17 protein-coding genes are annotated in these 17,664 nt (G+C 62.9%); 7 read left to right on the top strand and 10 right to left on the bottom strand.

Going from position 1 to position 17,664, the window contains the following annotated elements:
* Positions 1–30 precede the first annotated feature (30 nt).
* On the top strand, positions 31–552 hold the full coding sequence (locus tag GJR96_RS13895; protein WP_151163475.1) for a multiprotein bridging factor aMBF1: 522 nt from the start codon (positions 31–33) through the stop codon (positions 550–552).
* A 132-nt stretch (positions 553–684) separates the two neighbouring features.
* Positions 685–1,329, top strand: a complete 645-nt coding sequence (tpiA, locus tag GJR96_RS13890; protein ID WP_151163474.1) for a triose-phosphate isomerase — start codon at positions 685–687, stop codon at positions 1,327–1,329.
* 30 nt (positions 1,330–1,359) lie between these two features.
* On the opposite strand, the gene GJR96_RS13885 is transcribed toward tpiA, so the two are convergent.
* The 6 genes from GJR96_RS13885 to aroC form a co-directional block, all read right to left on the bottom strand.
* A complete protein-coding gene (locus GJR96_RS13885; protein ID WP_151163473.1) occupies positions 1,360–3,129 on the bottom strand; it encodes a helicase HerA domain-containing protein in 1,770 nt (589 codons plus the stop codon).
* Between the two features lie 129 nt (positions 3,130–3,258).
* Entirely contained in the window at positions 3,259–4,572 is a 1,314-nt protein-coding gene (locus GJR96_RS13880) for a DNA polymerase Y family protein (protein ID WP_151163472.1), read from the bottom strand.
* Between the two features lie 82 nt (positions 4,573–4,654).
* On the bottom strand, positions 4,655–5,083 hold the full coding sequence (gene lrpA1 / locus GJR96_RS13875) for an HTH-type transcriptional regulator LrpA1 (protein ID WP_151163471.1): 429 nt from the start codon (positions 5,081–5,083) through the stop codon (positions 4,655–4,657).
* Positions 5,084–5,192: 109 nt separating this feature from the next.
* Positions 5,193–6,131, bottom strand: a complete 939-nt coding sequence (locus tag GJR96_RS13870; protein WP_151163470.1) for a thiamine pyrophosphate-dependent enzyme — start codon at positions 6,129–6,131, stop codon at positions 5,193–5,195.
* A 3-nt stretch (positions 6,132–6,134) separates the two neighbouring features.
* Positions 6,135–8,030: a 2-oxoacid:acceptor oxidoreductase subunit alpha gene (locus GJR96_RS13865; protein ID WP_151163469.1), complete on the bottom strand. Its 1,896-nt coding sequence runs from the start codon at positions 8,028–8,030 to the stop codon at positions 6,135–6,137.
* Positions 8,031–8,257: 227 nt separating this feature from the next.
* Positions 8,258–9,415 carry a chorismate synthase gene (gene aroC / locus GJR96_RS13860; protein WP_151163468.1) on the bottom strand — a complete coding sequence of 386 codons (1,158 nt, stop codon included), beginning with the start codon at positions 9,413–9,415 and terminating at the stop codon, positions 8,258–8,260.
* A gap of 189 nt (positions 9,416–9,604) precedes the next feature.
* Between aroC and GJR96_RS13855 the strand changes: the two genes are divergently transcribed.
* A complete protein-coding gene (locus GJR96_RS13855) occupies positions 9,605–10,147 on the top strand; it encodes a putative phosphothreonine lyase domain-containing protein (protein ID WP_151163467.1) in 543 nt (180 codons plus the stop codon).
* Between the two features lie 53 nt (positions 10,148–10,200).
* The gene (locus GJR96_RS13850; protein ID WP_151163466.1) at positions 10,201–10,695 is read left to right on the top strand and encodes a DUF6653 family protein; all 495 of its coding nucleotides are present in this window, start codon (positions 10,201–10,203) and stop codon (positions 10,693–10,695) included.
* Here the strand turns inward: GJR96_RS13850 and GJR96_RS13845 are convergent.
* Together GJR96_RS13845 and aroA are read right to left on the bottom strand one after the other, a co-directional pair.
* Positions 10,681–11,922, bottom strand: coding sequence for an alkaline phosphatase family protein (locus GJR96_RS13845; RefSeq protein ID WP_151163465.1), 1,242 nt, complete (start codon positions 11,920–11,922; stop codon positions 10,681–10,683). The genes GJR96_RS13850 and GJR96_RS13845 overlap by 15 nt on opposite strands.
* 67 nt (positions 11,923–11,989) lie before the next feature.
* On the bottom strand, positions 11,990–13,282 hold the full coding sequence (gene aroA, locus GJR96_RS13840; protein WP_151163464.1) for a 3-phosphoshikimate 1-carboxyvinyltransferase: 1,293 nt from the start codon (positions 13,280–13,282) through the stop codon (positions 11,990–11,992).
* A gap of 156 nt (positions 13,283–13,438) precedes the next feature.
* On the opposite strand from aroA, the gene GJR96_RS13835 reads away from it, so the two are divergent.
* Together GJR96_RS13835 and GJR96_RS13830 are read left to right on the top strand one after the other, a co-directional pair.
* A complete protein-coding gene (locus GJR96_RS13835; RefSeq protein ID WP_058573749.1) occupies positions 13,439–13,858 on the top strand; it encodes a CBS domain-containing protein in 420 nt (139 codons plus the stop codon).
* Between the two features lie 105 nt (positions 13,859–13,963).
* On the top strand, positions 13,964–15,139 hold the full coding sequence (locus tag GJR96_RS13830) for a M24 family metallopeptidase (protein WP_151163463.1): 1,176 nt from the start codon (positions 13,964–13,966) through the stop codon (positions 15,137–15,139).
* A 36-nt stretch (positions 15,140–15,175) separates the two neighbouring features.
* Here GJR96_RS13830 and GJR96_RS13825 read toward each other — a convergent pair whose 3' ends face one another.
* Positions 15,176–15,697: a hypothetical protein gene (locus GJR96_RS13825; RefSeq protein WP_151163462.1), complete on the bottom strand. Its 522-nt coding sequence runs from the start codon at positions 15,695–15,697 to the stop codon at positions 15,176–15,178.
* A gap of 170 nt (positions 15,698–15,867) precedes the next feature.
* Positions 15,868–16,713, bottom strand: a complete 846-nt coding sequence (locus GJR96_RS13820) for an SDR family oxidoreductase (protein WP_151163461.1) — start codon at positions 16,711–16,713, stop codon at positions 15,868–15,870.
* 173 nt (positions 16,714–16,886) lie between these two features.
* On the opposite strand from GJR96_RS13820, the gene GJR96_RS13815 reads away from it, so the two are divergent.
* Positions 16,887–17,654, top strand: coding sequence for a prephenate dehydrogenase/arogenate dehydrogenase family protein (locus GJR96_RS13815; RefSeq protein ID WP_151163460.1), 768 nt, complete (start codon positions 16,887–16,889; stop codon positions 17,652–17,654).
* Positions 17,655–17,664: the final 10 nt, after the last annotated feature.

Raw genomic sequence — 17,664 nt, 5'->3', positions numbered from 1 at the left:
TTTATACGCGGCGGGACGGTACGTCAGTGTATGCCTCAGTGCGAGATGTGTGGCTCCGACCAAGCCTCTCTGAAGACTGTGAAGGTCGAAGGCGCAGAACTACAGTTGTGTGACGACTGCGCCCAGTTCGGCACGGAGGTCCGCACCGAGTCGACTTCCAGCGCGAGCACGAAGTACTCTACCTCCTCGTCGAGTGGGAAGGCGTCTCGCTCGTCTGGGTCGTCGTCTTCGTCCTCGTCGAAGAAGCGCCGTCGCCGCGACATGTTCGACGACATGGACGAGATTGCCACCGATTACGACTCGCGTATCCGGCAGGCGCGCGAGTCGCGTGGCATGAGTCAGGAAGAACTCGCGAAGTCGCTCAACGAGAAGGCGAGTCTCATCCGCAAACTCGAACGTGGCGACATCATGCCCCCGGACACCGTCCGGAAGAAACTCGAACGCAAACTCGACATCTCGCTCGTCGAGGGTGCGAGCGACGACGACTCCGAGTGGTCTGGTGGCGGCAGCACCAAGACGACGCTCGGCGACGTGGTCAAGCGCAAAGACTGACGACCGACGAGCATCGACTCGGCGCGACTCCGCCGGGACGTTTATCAGGAATATTCACCCGCGAGACGCCGTCTCGTGGCAATCGCGGCCCCGAAAACCAATTTATTAGTCTCGTCGGACGCGACTTCTTCTGTGTTCATCCTAGTCAACCTCAAGGCGTACCCGTGCGACCCCATCGAAGTAGCGACTGCCGCGCGCGACGTCGCCGAGGAGTCCGGCGTCCGCATCGCGGTGTCGCCCCAGGCGGCCGACATCTCGCGCGTCGCCGACACCGGCGTCGAGACGTGGGCGCAACACGTCGACCCGAACGACTACGGGAGTCACACCGGCAGCACACTCGCCGAAGCAGTCGCCGAGGCCGGTGCCGTCGGGACGCTCATCAACCACTCTGAGAAGCGAATGAAACTCGCCGACATCGACGGGTCGGTCCGGGCCGCCGAACGCGCTGGGCTGGAGACCTGCGTCTGTGCGAACAACCCCGCACAAATCGGTGCCGTCTCCGCGCTCGGACCTGACTCGGTCGCTGTCGAACCGCCGGAACTCATCGGTGGCGACGTGTCCGTCGCAACCGCAGACCCCGGTATCGTCACCGACGCCGTCGACTCAGCGGCCAACGTGGACGAAGACGTGGACGTGTACTGCGGTGCTGGTATCTCCACCGGTGACGACGTCGTGACCGCAGAAGAACTCGGCGCGTCCGGTATCCTCCTCGCGTCCGGTGTCGCCAAGGCCGACGACCCGCGCGCGGCCCTCGAAGACCTCGTCTCCGGACTGTAAGCACAGCGAAAAGCCCCGCGTTGCCGGCGATTACTCGTCGGCGGTTTCTGTTTCGTCGACGAACGATTTCTCGATAGCAGCGACTGTCTCGGCGAGTTCTTCGGCGTCCAAAAGGTCCGCGTACTCGTCGCTGACGAGGTCCGGCAGGGCGTACTCGTACTGTCCACGGCCAGCGTGGCGGATGAACCCTGCTCGGCGAAGCGACCGGTTACGGCCATATGCGAGGTGCTGGTCGCCCGTCTCGCCCGCCGCGACGTGTGCCGCGAGGGGGTCGGAGATACCGCGTTCGCGGTAGTGTTCGAGCATCCCGTGGTGTACCTCTCCGAGAGCGTTCACGATGGCAGTCATTCGGTCGACCACGTCGCGTCTGTTCTCGGCACCCGGTGCCGGTTGGAGGTCGGCGGGTTCGAAGTCGCCCATGTTGGCCGCCGCTTCCCACGCGTCCTCGTCTTCGGTGTCGGCATCGGTGTCACCGGTCGGCACGTCGAACCCGTGCGTGGGCCACGGCGGACCGTCCGGCGCTTCGAGTGGTGGGCGCGGATGGGGCGAGATATCCTCGTCGTTGGCGGCGACGGCCCGCGCGACTTCGTCGGGGGTCGCGTCCGTGGCGGGTTCGCCGTCTTCGTCGCCCGCCGTGCTCGCACGCTCCGTGTCGCCGTCTGCCGCGCCGTACTCGCCGAGTGCCGCCTGCTTCTCTTCGGGTCGGTTGAGGTTGCGGCCCTCTCCACCGCGGTAGGGTGCCTCGGCCTTCTGGAACATCGCCTGCGCGAACTGGTCGGCCATCCGCGAGAGGTCACGGGCCTCTTCGAGTTCGCGTTCGAGTTGGCGAATTTTGGCTTCCTTCTTCTCGATTTGTTGGCGCAGGTCTGCGATTTGGCTCTCGCGGCGTTCTTTCTCGTCTGAAATCTCTTTGAGGTCCGAGACGAGGTTGCCGTCGACGGATTTCAGGTCGGGGCGCTCGAAGTCGTCGAGACCCGGGGTCGCACCGGCGTCGAACGTCTGCTTCTTGTGGAACTGCACGCGCCGGATGGACTCGGACCAGTCGGTGACGAGGAACCCCTCGCCGTTGCCCATATCCTCGATAGCGTCGGCGTACTCGGACCCGAGGATACGGCCGACGACTTTCGTGTCGTTTCGCCACGTGAGACGGTGCCAGACCAGCCAATCGCACTGCGTGATGAAGTCCTTCTTCACGTCGGCCGGGCGTTGTGAGATGCCAACGACGCCGAGACCGTGTTTACGCCCGCGTTTCCCGATTTTGATGAGCATCTTGCCCGCTTCGTCCATCCCGCCTTTCTCCGGGATGTACTCGTGGCACTCTTCGATGAGCATCAAGAACGGCTTCTTGAGTTTCTTCTCCTTGGCGAAGAGGTGTTTCGCTACCTCCGTCACCAACTCGTCCGCCGCCGCGTCGTCGAGGTAGCCCGACACGTCGAGGATAATCGGGACGTTCTGTTCGAGGGCGAGCGTGGCGAGTCGTTCGGCGTGTTCGGGGCTGACCTGAATGTCGCACTCCTCGTCCGCCCCCGCGTGGAGGAGTTCGAACTCCTGTTTGAGGCCGTAGTACTCGCCGTCTGTGTCGACGATGAGCACCGGAAAATTCGACGACAACAGGTTCTCTATCATCACTGACGCCGTGTTCGACTTGCCGGACCCGGACTTGCCCGTGATGAACCCTCGTCCGGTGAGAATGTCGACGACTGGCAGTTCGACAGTCGTCCCCGGGTCTTCTGTGCCCACTCCCCCTGGTCCGTCACTGATTTCGGCAACCGAGATGGTTTCCGTGTCCGAATCCGTCATCCGGTTTTGACGACTGGCGCGGGGGTCATAGTTCCTCCCCTCCGGGGCAACCACCGATATCGAGAGTGAAGCGGGTGGCGCGCGGTTCGAAATCATCGCGAACATCGGGTTCGACCCTGTGAGAATCCCCTAATCGAACTCCACGAGCGATGACTGACCGCGGTGCTTCCGCCGTCTTGCAGACGACTGGTCGTCGCCAGTCGAGGACTCGCCTGCGTCTCCGTCAATCCGTTCTGACGGCGACACTCCAGCAGCGGACTTCCATCCGTCCAGACTCGACTGGTCGGCCGACGAAAACGAGAGGTTCGAGACGCGAACGCCAAGTTTTCGGACCGTCTCGTCGGCGAACTCCGCGTCGAGTAAGTCGAGCGCGACCGATTCGACGAGGTCGGGGTCGTCGACGGGACCGGGGAGTGACCGCGCTCTGGTGTTGATGTCGAACGGCGGGACGACGACTTTGATACCGATGGTTCGGTACATCGCCCCGCGTGACTGCGCTCGGTCTGCCACGTCGGCGGCGAGTGCGCGGACGACTTCGCTTTTGGCTTCCATCTCGGCGGTCGGGTCGGTGAACGCGGACTCTCTGGAGAGACTCTTCGGTCGGCCCGTCGGGGTGACGCGCCTGTCGTCGTGCCCTCGTGCTCGTTCGTGGAGTTCGCGGCCCCGCGACCCGAAGTTCGATTCGAGGATGTTCGGGTCGGCATCGGCCAAGTCGCCCGCTGTCTCGATGTCCAAACTCGCCAACTCGCGGGCCGTGACGGGGCCGACACCGTGGACCTCTTCGACGGGAATTGGCGCGAGGAACGACTTGACTTCCCCCGGTCTGACCACGACGAGGCCATCTGGTTTGTCGAAGTCGGAGGCGATTTTCGCGGTGGACATGTTCGGTGCGACGCCGATAGACGCCTCGACGCCCACGTCGCGGGCGATGCGCTGTTTGACGTAGCGAGCGTAGCCTTCGGCGAGTGTCCTGTCACCCGTGGGGGCCACGTCCCACGCGGTTCGGTCGGTCACGTCGAGGTACGCTTCGTCGATACTCACCTCGCGGACCACGTCGGCGCAGTCGTGGAGAATCTCCTTCACGTCGGCGGCGACGGACTTGTAGAAGTCGAGGTCCACCGTGCGGTAGTAGCCCACACCCTCGGTGTCTTCGAGGGGTTCGTCGTCACCGGCACGTTCGTCGATTCGGGGGAGTCTGTCGAGTGCCGTCGAGATTGGTTGCGCGCTCTCGACGCCGAACTCGCGGGCCTCGTAACTCGCGGTTGCGACGGCCCCGTGGCCTTCGCCCGGTTCGTAGCCCATCCCGACGACGACCGGTTCGCCGACGAGTTCGGGTTCTCGGAGTCGTTCGCAGGAGGCGTAGAAACAGTCCATGTCGACGTGGAGGACGATTCTATCCACGTCGGCGTCCGTCTCCGTCCCCGGAAGCGTCTCCTCCGCCATCGGGTGGGTGTAGACGGGCGACGCACCTGAACCTTCAGATACCGCGGTGAAAGTGAACCGGAGGGCGAGGAAGCGTGGGTCGTTACTTCAGTCGTTCTTGCAGGAACGACGGGTGGGCCGCCTCGATGCCATCGATAGAGAGAATCTTGTCAGAGATGACGTCTCCGAGCGAGTCGCCGTCGACGGCACGGACTTCGGCCATCAGCATGTGGTCGCCGGACGACGTGTAGAGTGATTCGACGTCGTCGAGTTCTTTCAGCGCGCGTGTGACTTCGACGTAGCGCTCACTCGCGCACTCGATGCCGACCATCGCAATCGATTGTCCGGCGAGTTTCTTCGGGTCGATGTCCGCAGAGTACCCGATGATGACGCCGTCGTCTTCGAGTTTACTGATGTACTTTCGAACCGTCGGCTTCGACACGCCCGCCCGGTCTGCAATCTCGGCGTACGACGCTTTCGCGTCTTCTTCCAAGACTGCGAGGATGCGTCCCTCCGTGGACGTGGTTTCCATGCCCGTTTCTTTTTGTACGGGAGAAAAATATCTTGCGAATCCGAAAACGCATATCCGTCACGTCGAACCGGTGAGATGACCGGTGTGGTGACGTGCCGGTGTCGGACGGTTACTTGTGCTTGTCGAGGAACTTGTCGTAGGACCGCTCCCACTCGTAGGAGTCGTCGAAGTAGCGCTCAGCGAGCGGTTCTTCGGGCATTTCGCCGATGCGCTGTTTCTCCTGCTGGTAGGACGGACGGTCTTCGTCGACGTAGTACCGGCCGGTGAGGACGGTTCCCTCGTGGAGCGCGTTCTCCGTCTCGAACATCATCTCGGAGGCTTCCGAGCGACTCGTCTTGTCGAACTCGTAATCGTCGGAGTCGTTGATGTCGATGTACGGGACGTACTGGCGTGCGTCCTTGTTCCACGTCGGACACTGCGTCAGGAAGTCGACGTGGGAGAAGCCGTCGTGCTGGATGGCTTCCACGATGATGTCCTTCGCCTGGTTCGGGTTGACTGCGGCCGTCCGCGCGACGTACGACGCACCCGCGTTGAGCGAGAGCGACAGTGGGCGGAGCGGCGTCTTCGCCGAGCCGTGGGGCTGGGTCTTGGACTTGTGTCCCATCGGCGACGTCGGGGACGTCTGTCCCTTCGTGAGGCCGAAAATCTCGTTGTTGAACACGATGTAGGTGATGTCGTGGTTCTCACGAGCGGTGTGCATGAAGTGGTTGCCACCGATACCGTAGCCGTCACCGTCACCGCCGGCCGCGACCACGGTCAGACCGGGGTTCGCGAGCTTGGCGGCGCGGGCGATGGGGAGCGAGCGGCCGTGGATGGTGTGGAATCCGTAGCTGTTGAAGTAGCTGTTGAGCTTGCCGGAACAGCCGATACCGGTCGCCACCATCATCTCGTCGGGCGAGAGGCCGAGCTCGGCCGCTGCACCCTTCAGAGCCTTGAGGACACCGAAGTCACCACAGCCAGGACACCACGTCGGCTGGGGTTCGAGTCCGGGCGTGAACTCGTTTTGGTCCTTCTCCGTTTCTTCACCGATTGCGCTGAATGCACTCATGATTTATTCACCCACCTTGGGGACGAACTTCGTGCGGTTGTCTGGGAGCTCCTCGCCTTCGAGGAGCGCCGTCTCGAATCCCTCGACGATGTCGTGGGGCTCGAACGGATTACCGTTGTACTTGAGGAGACTCGACATCTTGTCGCCGTAGCCACCGAGTTCCTTCTGCGCGAGGCCGCGGAACTGGGCGGAGGCCGTCATCTCGACGACGAGCGCCTCGTCGACGCTGTCGAGGAACTCCGAAACCTGTGTCTTCGGGAACGGCATCAGTTCGGAGACGCCGAGAACCTTCACCGAGTGACCGTTCTCGTTGAGGACGTCGGCGGCCTCTTCGACGGTACCCTGCTGGCTACCGAAGGTGATGAGACCGTAGTCGGCGTCTTCCGGTCCGTAGACCGTGTTGAAATCGCCGTCTTCGTCGAGTTCCGCGCGGATGGACTCGACTTTCTGCATGCGGCGGTTCATCTGAGCGACGCGGTTGTCGGGGTCTTCCGAGATGTGACCCGCGGGCATGTGCTCGTTACCCGTCGCGAGGTAGCGACCACCCTTCTGACCCGGCAGCGAGCGCGGGGAGACACCGTTCTCGGTGTCGTGCTGGAAGCGCTGGTACTTGCCGGAGTCGTCGTGCGGTGCGTCCGCGAGTTCCGCTTCGGTCAGGACCGACCCGAGGTCCGGGTTCGGCTCTTCGTCGAAGACCGAGGCCGGGACGTTCGAGAGTTCGCCACCGAGCTTCTGGTCGTACAGGACGATTGCCGGAATCTGGTACTCGTAGGCAATCTTGAACGCCTTACGCGTCTGGTCGTACGCCTCCGCGGCGGTTGCGGGGGCGAAGACGACGCGGTGGGAGTCGCCCTGCGAAGTGTACAGGACGTGCTCCATGTCGGACTGCTCGGGCTTCGTCGGCATACCCGTCGATGGGCCGGCGCGCATGGCCTCGACGAGGACGATAGGCGTCTCGGTAATCTCTGCGAGACCGAGAGGCTCGGACATGAGCGAGAACCCGCCACCGGACGACCCGGACATGGCCTTCACACCAGCGTGCGAGGCACCCATGGCCAGTGCCGCGGCGGCGATTTCGTCTTCCACTTGCTCGGAGATACCACCGAGTTCGGGGAGGTTCTGCGACATGATGACGAAGACTTCCGTCCACGGGGTCATCGGGTACCCGGAGATGAAGCGACACCCTTCGTCGATGGCACCGTACGCGATGGCGTCGGAACCGGAGAGCAGAACCTGCTCTTCGTCGTGTTCACCCGTCGGTGCGGAGATGTCGGGTGCGTCGACGTCGAAGTCCTCTTTGACCTGTTGGTAGGCGTCGTCGAAGACTTCGAGGTTGGGTTCGAGAATCTTCTCCGGCATCGCGTCCGACATCAGACTCTTGATGACGTCGGGTTCGATGTCCGCGATGGCGCAGGTGACTGCGACACCGGCCGTGTTACGCATGACTTCGCGGCCGTGTTCGCGGGCGATGGAACGGAGATTGATGTCGTAGACGTGCCAGTCGTTCTCTTCGACACGCTCGTCGAAGTTCTCGATTTCGTCGGTGTCGAGGAGACCAGAGTCGTAGACGATGACACCACCTTCGACGAGTTCGTCGAGGTTCTCCGAGAGCGGCTTGATTTCCTCGTTGCCGTAGTAGGCACCCTCACTCGGGTTGCGAGCGAACGAGTCCCCGAGGGAGAGGAGGAAGTTGTATCCGTCACCACGCGACTTCACGGGGTCGGCGCTGACGCGCACTTCCGTGTACGTGTGACCTCCGCGAATTCGCGATGGATAGTGGCGATGCGTGAAAACGTGTAGCCCCGCTCGCATCAGGGCTTTTGCGAAGTTCTGGCTGGTCGAGGCGATGCCGTCACCGGAACCCCCTGCGATGCGCCAGATAAGTTCGTGGTCAGTCATAATTTGAGCTCACGGCCCCGCTGGGGCGCTATTTGAAAAGTTGGGGTGGGTCCGAATAAAGACTTTGCTATGGATTGACAAGGAAAGATAATGAAGGACTTAATATTGTTAAATTGGTCCCTCGGACACCCAACAGAAGTGGACGAATGGCGAGTTCGAAAACACCGAGTAGACCAACTAATAACTCGGTTTAGAGTGGTTTCTTCGATTTTTCGACGGATGGTCGATTACTCGTTCTCGGGACTCGATGGATGGTATGGCGTGTCATACTCGCCGGCCTGTCCATCGAGTCGGTCGGGGGTGATGTAGCCCGCGAGCAGCATGAAGTCGAGGATGGTGAGGTACAGCATCGCCTCGACGACCGGCACACCGCGTGGGGGGAGCACCGGGTCGTGTCGGCCGACGACCTGAATCTCCTTCTCCTCGCCCGTCTCCCAGTCGACAGTCCGCTGCTTCTTCGGAATCGACGTGGGTGCGTGCAGCGTCATCTCGCCGAAAATCGGTTGTCCCGTGGTGATTCCACCCTGAATGCCGCCGTGCTTGTTGCCGACTGGACGCGGGTCACCTTCGTCGTCGAACTCCCAGTCCTCGTTTCGGTCTGACCCGGTCCACTCGCGGGCCTCGCGGCCGAGGCCGAACTCGAACGACGTCGCCGCCGGAACAGACATCATCGCCTGTCCGAGTCGCGCCGAGAAGGAGTCGAATCGGGGGGCACCGAGGCCACGGGGGACACCTTGCGCTTCGAAGTAAATCGACCCACCGATGGAGTCGCCTTCCTTCTGGTACTGTTCGATGACCTCCAACATCTTCTCCGCCGTCTCGGGGTGTGCGCACCGAACGTCGTTCTCTTCGGAGTGTTCGAGTATCTCCTCGAACGTGACCGGCGGTGCTTCCACGTCACCAATCTGGTTCACGTGAGCTTTGACCTCGACGTCGTACTCGCTCTGTTCGAGAACCTGCTTGGCAACTGCGCCGGCAGCGACCCAATTCACTGTCTCACGCGCAGACGAGCGTCCGCCACCGCCCCAGTTGCGCGTCCCGAACTTCGCCGAGTAGGTGAAGTCGCCGTGGGACGGGCGAGGTGCGGTCACGTAGGGTTCGTACTTGCCGGAGCGAGCGTCCTTGTTCTGGACGACCATCCCAATCGGCGTCCCCGTCGTGTAGCCGTCTTGGACGCCAGAGTTGACGACGACGGCGTCCGGTTCGCCGCGACTCGTCGTAATCATCGACTGGCCCGGTTTTCGTCTGTCGAGCTCTTTCTGGATGTCCTCGACGGAGAGTTCCACGCCGGCGGGGCACCCGGATATCGTGGCACCCATGGCGTCGCCGTGACTCTCGCCGTAGGTGGTCACCCGAAAGAGGCGACCGAATTCGTTCCCGTTCATTACCCCGACCCTCGGGCGTCCGCCCATTTAGTGTTTGTAGAAAGGTGCAATCGTGGACGGGAGTGTGCAGGTGTGTCGCGTCGTGGTCTTGGAGGACGACTGGACACCACGGTGAATGTGATTTTACTTTCACTCCGTTTGGCGAGCATTGTTGTTCGTTCCTCTCGGACGTGACACTGTCGTAACCAGATGCGCTCTCCGACGACAATCACCGATTCCGAGCAGTATTGGCTCCGTAGCCGAGACGTAAGCGACTCTCCGAAAATCGGCAGTGAAGACTACTTCACAGAACACGACGTGCGGCGACCAGCAGAGGTGACTGCGGCGGACCTCCCACCGGCAGACACGAACGCAGTTCGCGAACTCGACCGTGAGGCCCTCGACCAACAGAAGACCATCGGTAAGTGGCAAATAACTGGGTCGGCAGACCGTACCGACGAACTCTGGCCGAACCTCGTCGCCGACGCCGAGGCGGGAATCATCTGGGCGGTGAAGGCGATGACCACGTTCGGGTATCGAAACCTCCCGATGTACGACGATTACGTCCTCACCGTGTACACGCCCAATTACTTCGAACGACACGACGTAACGCGTGTGCGGTCCCATCTACGAGAGGAGTACGGTATCACCCGTGAACTGTACTACAAGCCCGACATTTACACGACCAAAGGAATCGACGCAGAGACGGCCGAAGAGTTCGGTCTGTCGCGCCCAGCGAGGTACGTCGACTGACCTGCGGCCGCGCAGTACGTAGGCTCATAGCCTGCCCGCACATACCATCCTGTATGTCGATTCTCTCGACCGATAGCGTCCGCGAACGCCTCGAAGCGACGTTCTGGGAGCGACACGCGAACCCGTGGAGTGCAGGGACCCGAATCCTCGTGTATCCGGTGTTTATGTACGCCATCTACCGGCGCGACGCGAAACTCTTCGCCGCGACGCTGGCGTTCATCACCGTCAATCCCGTGCTCTTCCCGCGCCCCAAGCGCACGGACAACTACCTCAGTCGAATCGTACTCGCCGAACGCGAGTGGTTGGACGAGGGGAAGGGAACGATGGGACTCGACTACCCGAACGTTCTCAACGTCCTCAACATCCCGGTGACGTTCTACGCGTTCGCCGCCGCGATACGACGAAAGCCAGTCGGGACGCTCCTCGGAACGCTCGGTGTGATGGCCATCAAACTCTGGTGGACCGACGCCATCGTGAAAGAGACTGGCGTGACTGGTGAGGGACCAGCGGATATCCCCACCGTCTCCGACGACTCAGTCGCCGAGTGAGTCGAGCGTCGCCGTCGCGAACGGAATCAGCATCTCGTCGGGGTGCATCCCACCGTGCATGGCGACGAAGTCGAGTTTGCCGCGGTCCTCGTCGCCGTACCAGACACTGCTGTCGCGGTGGACGACGACGAGGTCACCGAGTCGGTGCTCGAACGTCTCGGACGGATTCGGTCCGAAGAGCTCCGACTCCAGAACGTCCTGCTTCCGGAGGACTCTCGCGTCCAGTTCGGCCGTGAGGAGGTCGTACACAGGGTCGATTCGGTCCGGTCGGAGGTGCAGGTGGACGTTCCGTGCACTCCCCGAGTATCGAATCGGCGTCCCATCGGTGAGTGTTCGAAGGTCTGAAACGAGTTCGAACGGCGGGGCCGAGAGGTCGACGTTCTCCTCGGGCACGGTGTCGATGAGTCCGTGGTCGGCCGTGAGACAGACGAGTGTCTGTCCGTCGTCGTCGTTGCTGGTCTCGGCGAGTGTCTCGATGGCCTCGGCGACCCGGTCGAACGTCTCCGCGGCCGTCTCGCGGTACTCGTCGGAGTCGACACCTTCAGCGTGCGCAACCGCGTCGGTCTGTGGGAGGTACGCGAAGATGTACGACGGGTCCGACGCCTCCCGTGCGGCGTCCGCGAACGACTCGGAGAACGTCGACAGGTCCTCGGGGTCGTAGGTGTGTGGGACCGTCGAGTCGTTCGGAAACGGCGTCACCTGATGTGTCTCGATGCCCGCATCGGCGAGTTCGGGATAGATGCTCTCGGCGTCGGCAACGTCCTCGAAGTCGATTCGCTCCGGCGTACTGCCGTCTTTTCGGAGGAACGGAAGTGCCTCGAACTGCTCGTCGGTGTCCGGGTCGTAGACGTACCACCCGACGACGCCGTGTTCAGACGGGAGCGAAGCGGAGTGAAACGTGTTCATCGCGGCGGCCGTCTCCGACGGATAGACGGCCGTCAGCGGCGTTACTCTCCCTGCACGTTCGAACCGTCGTAAGAACGGGATTCGCTCGCGTTCGCCGTCCCACTGGGCGAGGCCGAATCCGTCGACGAGGAAGACGACGACGCGGGAGATATCGTCGTACACGTCGGTTGCTGCTTCGGGAAGGCGTGGCCCGACGTCGGCACCGAGCACGTCCGCGACTGTCCCCGGAATGCGAGAGAAACACCAGTCTTCGTAGGCGGGAAGGAGGTAGTCTCCGTCCGATTGGCGCTCACGCAGTGCCGAACTGTCGGGTCGCTGCATGGAACAGTCGCCGGACGGCGGTGGCAAAAAGGTTCGGTCGACGCAGTATTCTATCCCTTCTCGCGGGTCAGTCTTCGGTCACGTCGACACCGAGGTCACGCATCGTCTCGAAGAAGTTCGGGAACGACACGTCGACGTGTTCCGCGCCAGAGATAGTCGTCTCGCCGTCGGCGACGAGAGCGGCGACGGTGAGTGACATCACGATGCGGTGGTCGCCTCGGCCGTCCACTTCGGCACCCACGAGGTCGGTGTCGCCGCCGTGGATGGTGAGTCGGTCCTGTTGTTCGGTGACGTTCGCGCCCATCTTGGCGAGTTCTTCCGCCATCGCCGTCACGCGGTCGGTCTCTTTGTACCGGACGTGTTCGCAGTTCTCGATGACGGTGTCGCCGTCGGCTATCGCGCCGAGTGCGGCGATGGTCGGGAGCAAGTCGGGCGTGTCGCCAACGTCCACGGTGGTTCCCGAGAGGTCGGCCACCGAGACGACGAGTTCACCGGCGTCTTGGTCCCACTCGACGTCTGCGCCCATGTCGCGGACGATATCGACGATGGCTTTGTCACCCTGTGCGGAGGGGCGTGCTCCCTCGACGACGACCGGTTCGTCGTCGGCACCCGCGACGGCACCCGCGGCGAGGAGGTACGAGATAGACGAGAAGTCACCGGGGACGCTGTACTCGCCACCGGCGGGGCGGTACGACTGGCCGCCAGCGACCGAGAATCCGTCGTCGGTTTGCGTCGCCTCGATGCCGAAGTCGTCGAGCACTTCGAGCGTGATATCGACGTACGGCGCGGACTTGAGTTCGGTCGTGAGTTCGACGTCGATGCCCTCGTCGGTGACCGCACCGGCCATCAGGAGCGCCGTGATGTACTGCGAAGAGACGTCGCCGGGAATCTCGACGGTTCCGCCGACCATCTCGTCGCCGACGACGAGGGGTGCCTGTCCGTTTCGGCGCGTACTCTCGGCGCGACCATCCAGGTCGAAGACGGCATCGAGAAGTGGTCCTTGCGGGCGCGAGCGGAGAGAGTCGTCGCCGGTGAGGACAGTCAGGTTCTCGCCGAGACCCGCACACGCGGTGACGAGTCGCATCGTCGTCCCCGAGTTCGCGCAGTCGATGACGTTATCTGGCGTCTCGGGGCGACCGTCGAACCCTTCGACGTCTACCGTCTGGCCGTCGCGTTCGACGGTTCCGCCGAACGCTCGAACGGCGCGCATCGTCGCTTTGGTGTCGGCGCTGACGAGGGCGTCGCGGACGACTGCTGCGTCGCTGTACCCGGCGGCGAGAATCGCTCTGTGTGTGTAACTCTTCGACGGCGGTGCGCGGGTTCGACCCCGAACCCGGGACTGCGAGAGACGAACGTCCATACGCGGGCGTCGTCAGGACGTAGTATCAGGGTACCGGAGGCGGCGACGTTCTCCCGCACGTCGACCACTGGAACCGCCGGCCGTTGGGGGCGACACTCGTTCCCGAGTTGTTAGAATCACGAGCATTCCTTTGTCCCCACACGCCAAAGCAGAGGTATGCTCGTCAAGGACATCGCCCAGACGGACGTCGTCACAGTCGAAGTCGAAACACCGCTCGCCGACGTCGCCCGAACGATGCGTGACGAACGTGTCGGGAGCGTCGTCGTCGTCGACGCGAAAGGTGTCGTCGCTGGCTTGCTGACTGACCGTGACCTCGTCGTCTACGGACTCGCCGGCGACAGACCCGTCGGTGACCTCGTCGCCAACGATATCTTCTCGACGAACGTCTTCAACGTCGACCCCGACGACGGCATCACCGAAGTCGTCGACAAGATGCACGACGAAGGCGTGCGCCGTGTGCCCGTCATGTCCGACGGTGACCTCGTCGGCATCGTCACGCTGGACGACCTGCTGTGTCACCTCTCGAAGCAACTCGAAGAACTCGCTGACGTCGTCCGCGGCGAATTCCCGCGGTAAACTCGCGGACGCTCGTCAGCCCGAAACGACTGTCCGCTAGACCGAAACCGGAATCCGTCGCCCGCGACGCGAGGGCTTTACTACCGACCGGGCGAACTCCGGAGTATGGAACCCGATTTCTCACCGCTGGCCGAGTTCCTCGGCGACGACTTCGATGGCTACCTCATCTCTGCGGACGGGAGCGATTCGAACCAGTTGTACCTCTCTGGATTCGACGCCCCGGACCCGTACACGACGCTCTACACCACAGAGGGGACACATCTCCTCGTCTCCACACTCGAATACGGACGCGCCAAGAAGGAGAGTCGCGCGGCCACCGTCTCGCGCCTCTCGGACTACGACTACATGGAGAAGGTTGCCGAGAATCCGCACGTCGTCGCGAAGGCGAAGACTGTCGCCGAATTCGTGGCCGACCACGGAGTCGAGACACTCGCCGTCCCCGAGGACTTCCCGCTCGGAGTCGCCGACGCCCTCCGTGACGAGGGCGTCTCCATCGAAGCGGAGACTGACGACGTGCTGACTACCATCCGCGCCGTGAAAGACGACGACGAAGTCGAGTACATCCACGACGCGCAGGACGCCAACGAGGCATCGATGCAGGCCGCAGAAGACCTCATCCGCGCCGCAGACATCGCCGACGACGGGACGCTTCGCTACGAGGGCGAACCGCTGACGAGCGAACGCGTGAAAGAAGAAATCGAGGTCACGTTACTGCGCCACGGGTGCGCGCTCGACGAGACAATCGTCGCCTGCGGTGCCGACGCCGCCGACCCGCACAACCGCGGTAGCGGCCCGCTTTCCGCCAACGAGCCCATCATCATCGACATCTTCCCGCGCGACAAGGAGACCAAGTACAACGGCGACATGACTCGAACCTTCGTGAAGGGTGAACCGTCCGCGAAGATTCGCGAGTGGTTCGACCTGACCGAAGAGGCGTTCCACGCTGCACTCGACGCCGTCGAACCTGGAGCGACGGGCGAAGACGTTCACGACGCGGTCTGCGACGTGTACGAAGCGGCCGGGGAGAACACCCTCCGCGCCGACCAGTCTGCAGAGACTGGATTCATCCACAGCACGGGGCACGGCATCGGCCTCGACGTACACGAACTCCCGCACGTGAGCCAACACGGCGAGGAACTGAAACCGGGACACGTCATCACTATCGAACCGGGGCTGTACGACCCCGATATCGGCGGCGTCCGTATCGAAGACCTCGTCGTCGTCACCGAAGACGGCTACGAGAACCTCACGGAGTACCCAGTCGAACTCGTCGTCGAATAAGAGAGTCGGCGGACCACTCGGAGAGCGTCCGTCGAGTTAGCTGTCGAGTGCGCCACCGCCAGTGGACGGGTCGACACCCGAGGCGTCGGTCCACCCGGAGTTGACCTCGCGCCACTGCTTGAGCAGGTTCTCCAGCGCGTCACCCGTCTCGGGCGTGAGGACGCCGGCGGCCTGTCGAACGACGCTCCCGTCTTCGATGAGAAGCGCGTAGATGTTTCCTTCCCCGAGGAGGCCGAGACGACGCTGGAGCGCAGTCTTGTCGACGCGCGTGACCAGTGCGTTTTCGTGCGGGCGACTCCGCGCCGAACCGGGGGTCATCCCACCGCCAGACATCGGCGGCATCATCCCACTTCGGCCACCGAGGACGAGCAGTTCGTAGTAGCCGAAGTGGTTGTAGGTCTCACAGAGTTCTTTTGCGAACCCCCGCCACGACCCCACGAGTGACTGTTGGCGGCGGTCGAAACTGATGAGTACGAGCGTCTGCTCCCCCTCCAGGTCGTCGGGGAGAACGACCTTTTGGCCGTTCGTATCTCGGGACGGCAGACGAGGGAAGTCCATGGACTAGGCGAAACTCCACGAGTATTTAAGTCTAATTGCCGATTCAGAAAAATATCGCGTCGTAGACAGGGATTCCGGAGCGAGTGCGACGCGGAAACGCATTACCACTGGTAACACGTTCTTCGACATAAACCTCCGGTGCCGAGTCTCAGACCCGATAACGAGACGTCTCAGCGTTCGTAGTCGGGGTCGAACAGTTGGGCCGACATCGGTCCGGGGTCGGTTCCCTCGACGACGGCGTACGAGGAGAAGTCCTCGACACCTGCGTCTTCCAGAATCCCCTCGTCGTAGAAGGTGTTGCCCGTACACTCCGTCGGGTCGCGCGAGAAGAGTTCGGTGAGTGCGTCACACATTATCTGCGGCGTCCGCCAGTCTTCGGGCGTTCCCATCCCGAAGTGACGCGTCGCCTCCGACTCGATGGCCGCGACGGGCCAGAGCGCGTTCACGGCGATATCGTCGGTGGCGAGTTCTTGTGCGAGCGACTCCGCGATGAAGGTCATCCCGTACTTCGAGAGTGCGTACGCAATCTTCCCGGGTGCGGGACGTGCCGGCATCGGCGGCGAGAACGTGACTACGTGCGCGTGGTCGCTCTCGCGGAGGTACGGAAGTGCGGCGTAGGTGGTCGCGTACGCACCACGGGCATTCACGTCCACGAGCAGGTCGAATCGCTTCGGTGGCGTGTTCTCGAAGTTCGCGATGTGAATCGCACCCGCGTTGTTGACGACGAAGTCGATGCCGCCAAACTCGTCGACTGTCTCCTGAATCGCCGCCTCGACAGAGTCGTCGTCGCGAACGTCGAGTTGACACCAGATGGAGTTTCCGCCGCGCTCACGAATCTCCTCGGTCGTCTCCACGATGGTTCCGGGGAGTTCGTCGTGACCCTCCACCGTCTTCCCGGTCGAGACGACGTTCGCACCGCGGTCTGCCAAGTCGAGTGCGATGGCCTTGCCAATACCGCGACTCGTCCCCGTGATGAAGGCCGTCTTGCCCTCGAAATCAACATCATCGAATGCCATAGAATCACATTGTCAAACGGCCACTTGATGGTTCGTACACGGGAAGTGCGTTCACCGACGTTTGCCCGGTCGGCGGTTCATCGACGTGGCACACCCAAAGGTGAGTGTCGCTCGTCTCGCGGACTCCGCCGGCACCGATTCTCTTTTGGGCGGTCCGCGTCCACTCCGTACCGATGAAACTGCTCGTCGTCGGTGCCGGTGCGATGGGTCGCTGGTTCGGCAGCACGGTCGACGCTGACCTCGCGTTCGCAGACGCAGACCCCGAAGCAGCGGTTGCCGCGGCAGACGAACTCGGTGGCCGCGCCGTTCCGCTGGACGGCGACGAGCAGTTCGACGTCGTCTGTCTCGCAGTGCCGATGGCCCTCGCTCCCGAGGCCATCGAAGCGAACGCCCACCGCGCCAAGGAGGCGATGTGCGACGTGACGGGAGCGATGACCACGCCGGTGTCGGCGATGCGCGAACACCTCCCGGTCCGAGAACGACTCAGTCTCCACCCGCTTTTCGCACCGCAAAACGCGCCCGGGAACGTCGCCGTCGTCGCCGACGAACCGGGGCCACGCGGTGACGCCATCCTCGACGACCTGACTGCCGCCGGAAACCACGTCTTCGAGACGACACCGGCAGAGCACGACGAGGCGATGGAGACAGTACAGGCCGCCGCCCACGCCGCCGTCCTCGCGTTCGGCCTCGCTGCCGACGACGTCCGCGACGAGTTCGCCACCCCCATCTCGGCCGCACTCGACGAACTCGTCACCGCCGTCTCGGGTGGGACGCCCCGCGTGTACGCAGACATCCAATCGACCTTCGGGGACGGGACAGACAGGGTCGCCGACGCCGCACGCGCACTCGCGATGGCCGACCCGAACGAGTTCTCCGACCTCTACCGCGCCGTCGCTCGCGGACGCGACCAGACCGACAACCACGACCCTGCCGAGCGATGAGAGAGTGTAG

Origin of the sequence: Haloferax litoreum (assembly GCF_009674605.1) — an archaeon.
GTDB classification, from domain to species: Archaea; Halobacteriota; Halobacteria; order Halobacteriales; family Haloferacaceae; genus Haloferax; species Haloferax litoreum.
This window is presented reverse-complemented; position numbering and strand designations above follow the sequence as displayed.

What these genes read in the sequence shown, in the direction of transcription:
- GJR96_RS13870 (WP_151163470.1), bottom strand. Translation starts at nt 6,131, where the DNA reads ATGAGTGCATTCAGCGCAATCGGTGAAGAAACGGAGAAGGACCAAAAC.
- GJR96_RS13885 (WP_151163473.1), bottom strand. Translation starts at nt 3,129, where the DNA reads ATGACGGATTCGGACACGGAAACCATCTCGGTTGCCGAAATCAGTGAC.
- GJR96_RS13880 (WP_151163472.1), bottom strand. Translation starts at nt 4,572, where the DNA reads ATGGCGGAGGAGACGCTTCCGGGGACGGAGACGGACGCCGACGTGGAT.
- GJR96_RS13865 (WP_151163469.1), bottom strand. Translation starts at nt 8,030, where the DNA reads ATGACTGACCACGAACTTATCTGGCGCATCGCAGGGGGTTCCGGTGAC.
- GJR96_RS13830 (WP_151163463.1), top strand. Translation starts at nt 13,964, where the DNA reads ATGGAACCCGATTTCTCACCGCTGGCCGAGTTCCTCGGCGACGACTTC.
- GJR96_RS13820 (WP_151163461.1), bottom strand. Translation starts at nt 16,713, where the DNA reads ATGGCATTCGATGATGTTGATTTCGAGGGCAAGACGGCCTTCATCACG.
- aroC (WP_151163468.1), bottom strand. Translation starts at nt 9,415, where the DNA reads ATGAACGGGAACGAATTCGGTCGCCTCTTTCGGGTGACCACCTACGGC.
- GJR96_RS13845 (WP_151163465.1), bottom strand. Translation starts at nt 11,922, where the DNA reads ATGCAGCGACCCGACAGTTCGGCACTGCGTGAGCGCCAATCGGACGGA.
- GJR96_RS13855 (WP_151163467.1), top strand. Translation starts at nt 9,605, where the DNA reads ATGCGCTCTCCGACGACAATCACCGATTCCGAGCAGTATTGGCTCCGT.
- GJR96_RS13895 (WP_151163475.1), top strand. Translation starts at nt 31, where the DNA reads ATGCCTCAGTGCGAGATGTGTGGCTCCGACCAAGCCTCTCTGAAGACT.
- GJR96_RS13815 (WP_151163460.1), top strand. Translation starts at nt 16,887, where the DNA reads ATGAAACTGCTCGTCGTCGGTGCCGGTGCGATGGGTCGCTGGTTCGGC.
- aroA (WP_151163464.1), bottom strand. Translation starts at nt 13,282, where the DNA reads ATGGACGTTCGTCTCTCGCAGTCCCGGGTTCGGGGTCGAACCCGCGCA.
- GJR96_RS13835 (WP_058573749.1), top strand. Translation starts at nt 13,439, where the DNA reads ATGCTCGTCAAGGACATCGCCCAGACGGACGTCGTCACAGTCGAAGTC.
- lrpA1 (WP_151163471.1), bottom strand. Translation starts at nt 5,083, where the DNA reads ATGGAAACCACGTCCACGGAGGGACGCATCCTCGCAGTCTTGGAAGAA.
- GJR96_RS13850 (WP_151163466.1), top strand. Translation starts at nt 10,201, where the DNA reads ATGTCGATTCTCTCGACCGATAGCGTCCGCGAACGCCTCGAAGCGACG.
- GJR96_RS13825 (WP_151163462.1), bottom strand. Translation starts at nt 15,697, where the DNA reads ATGGACTTCCCTCGTCTGCCGTCCCGAGATACGAACGGCCAAAAGGTC.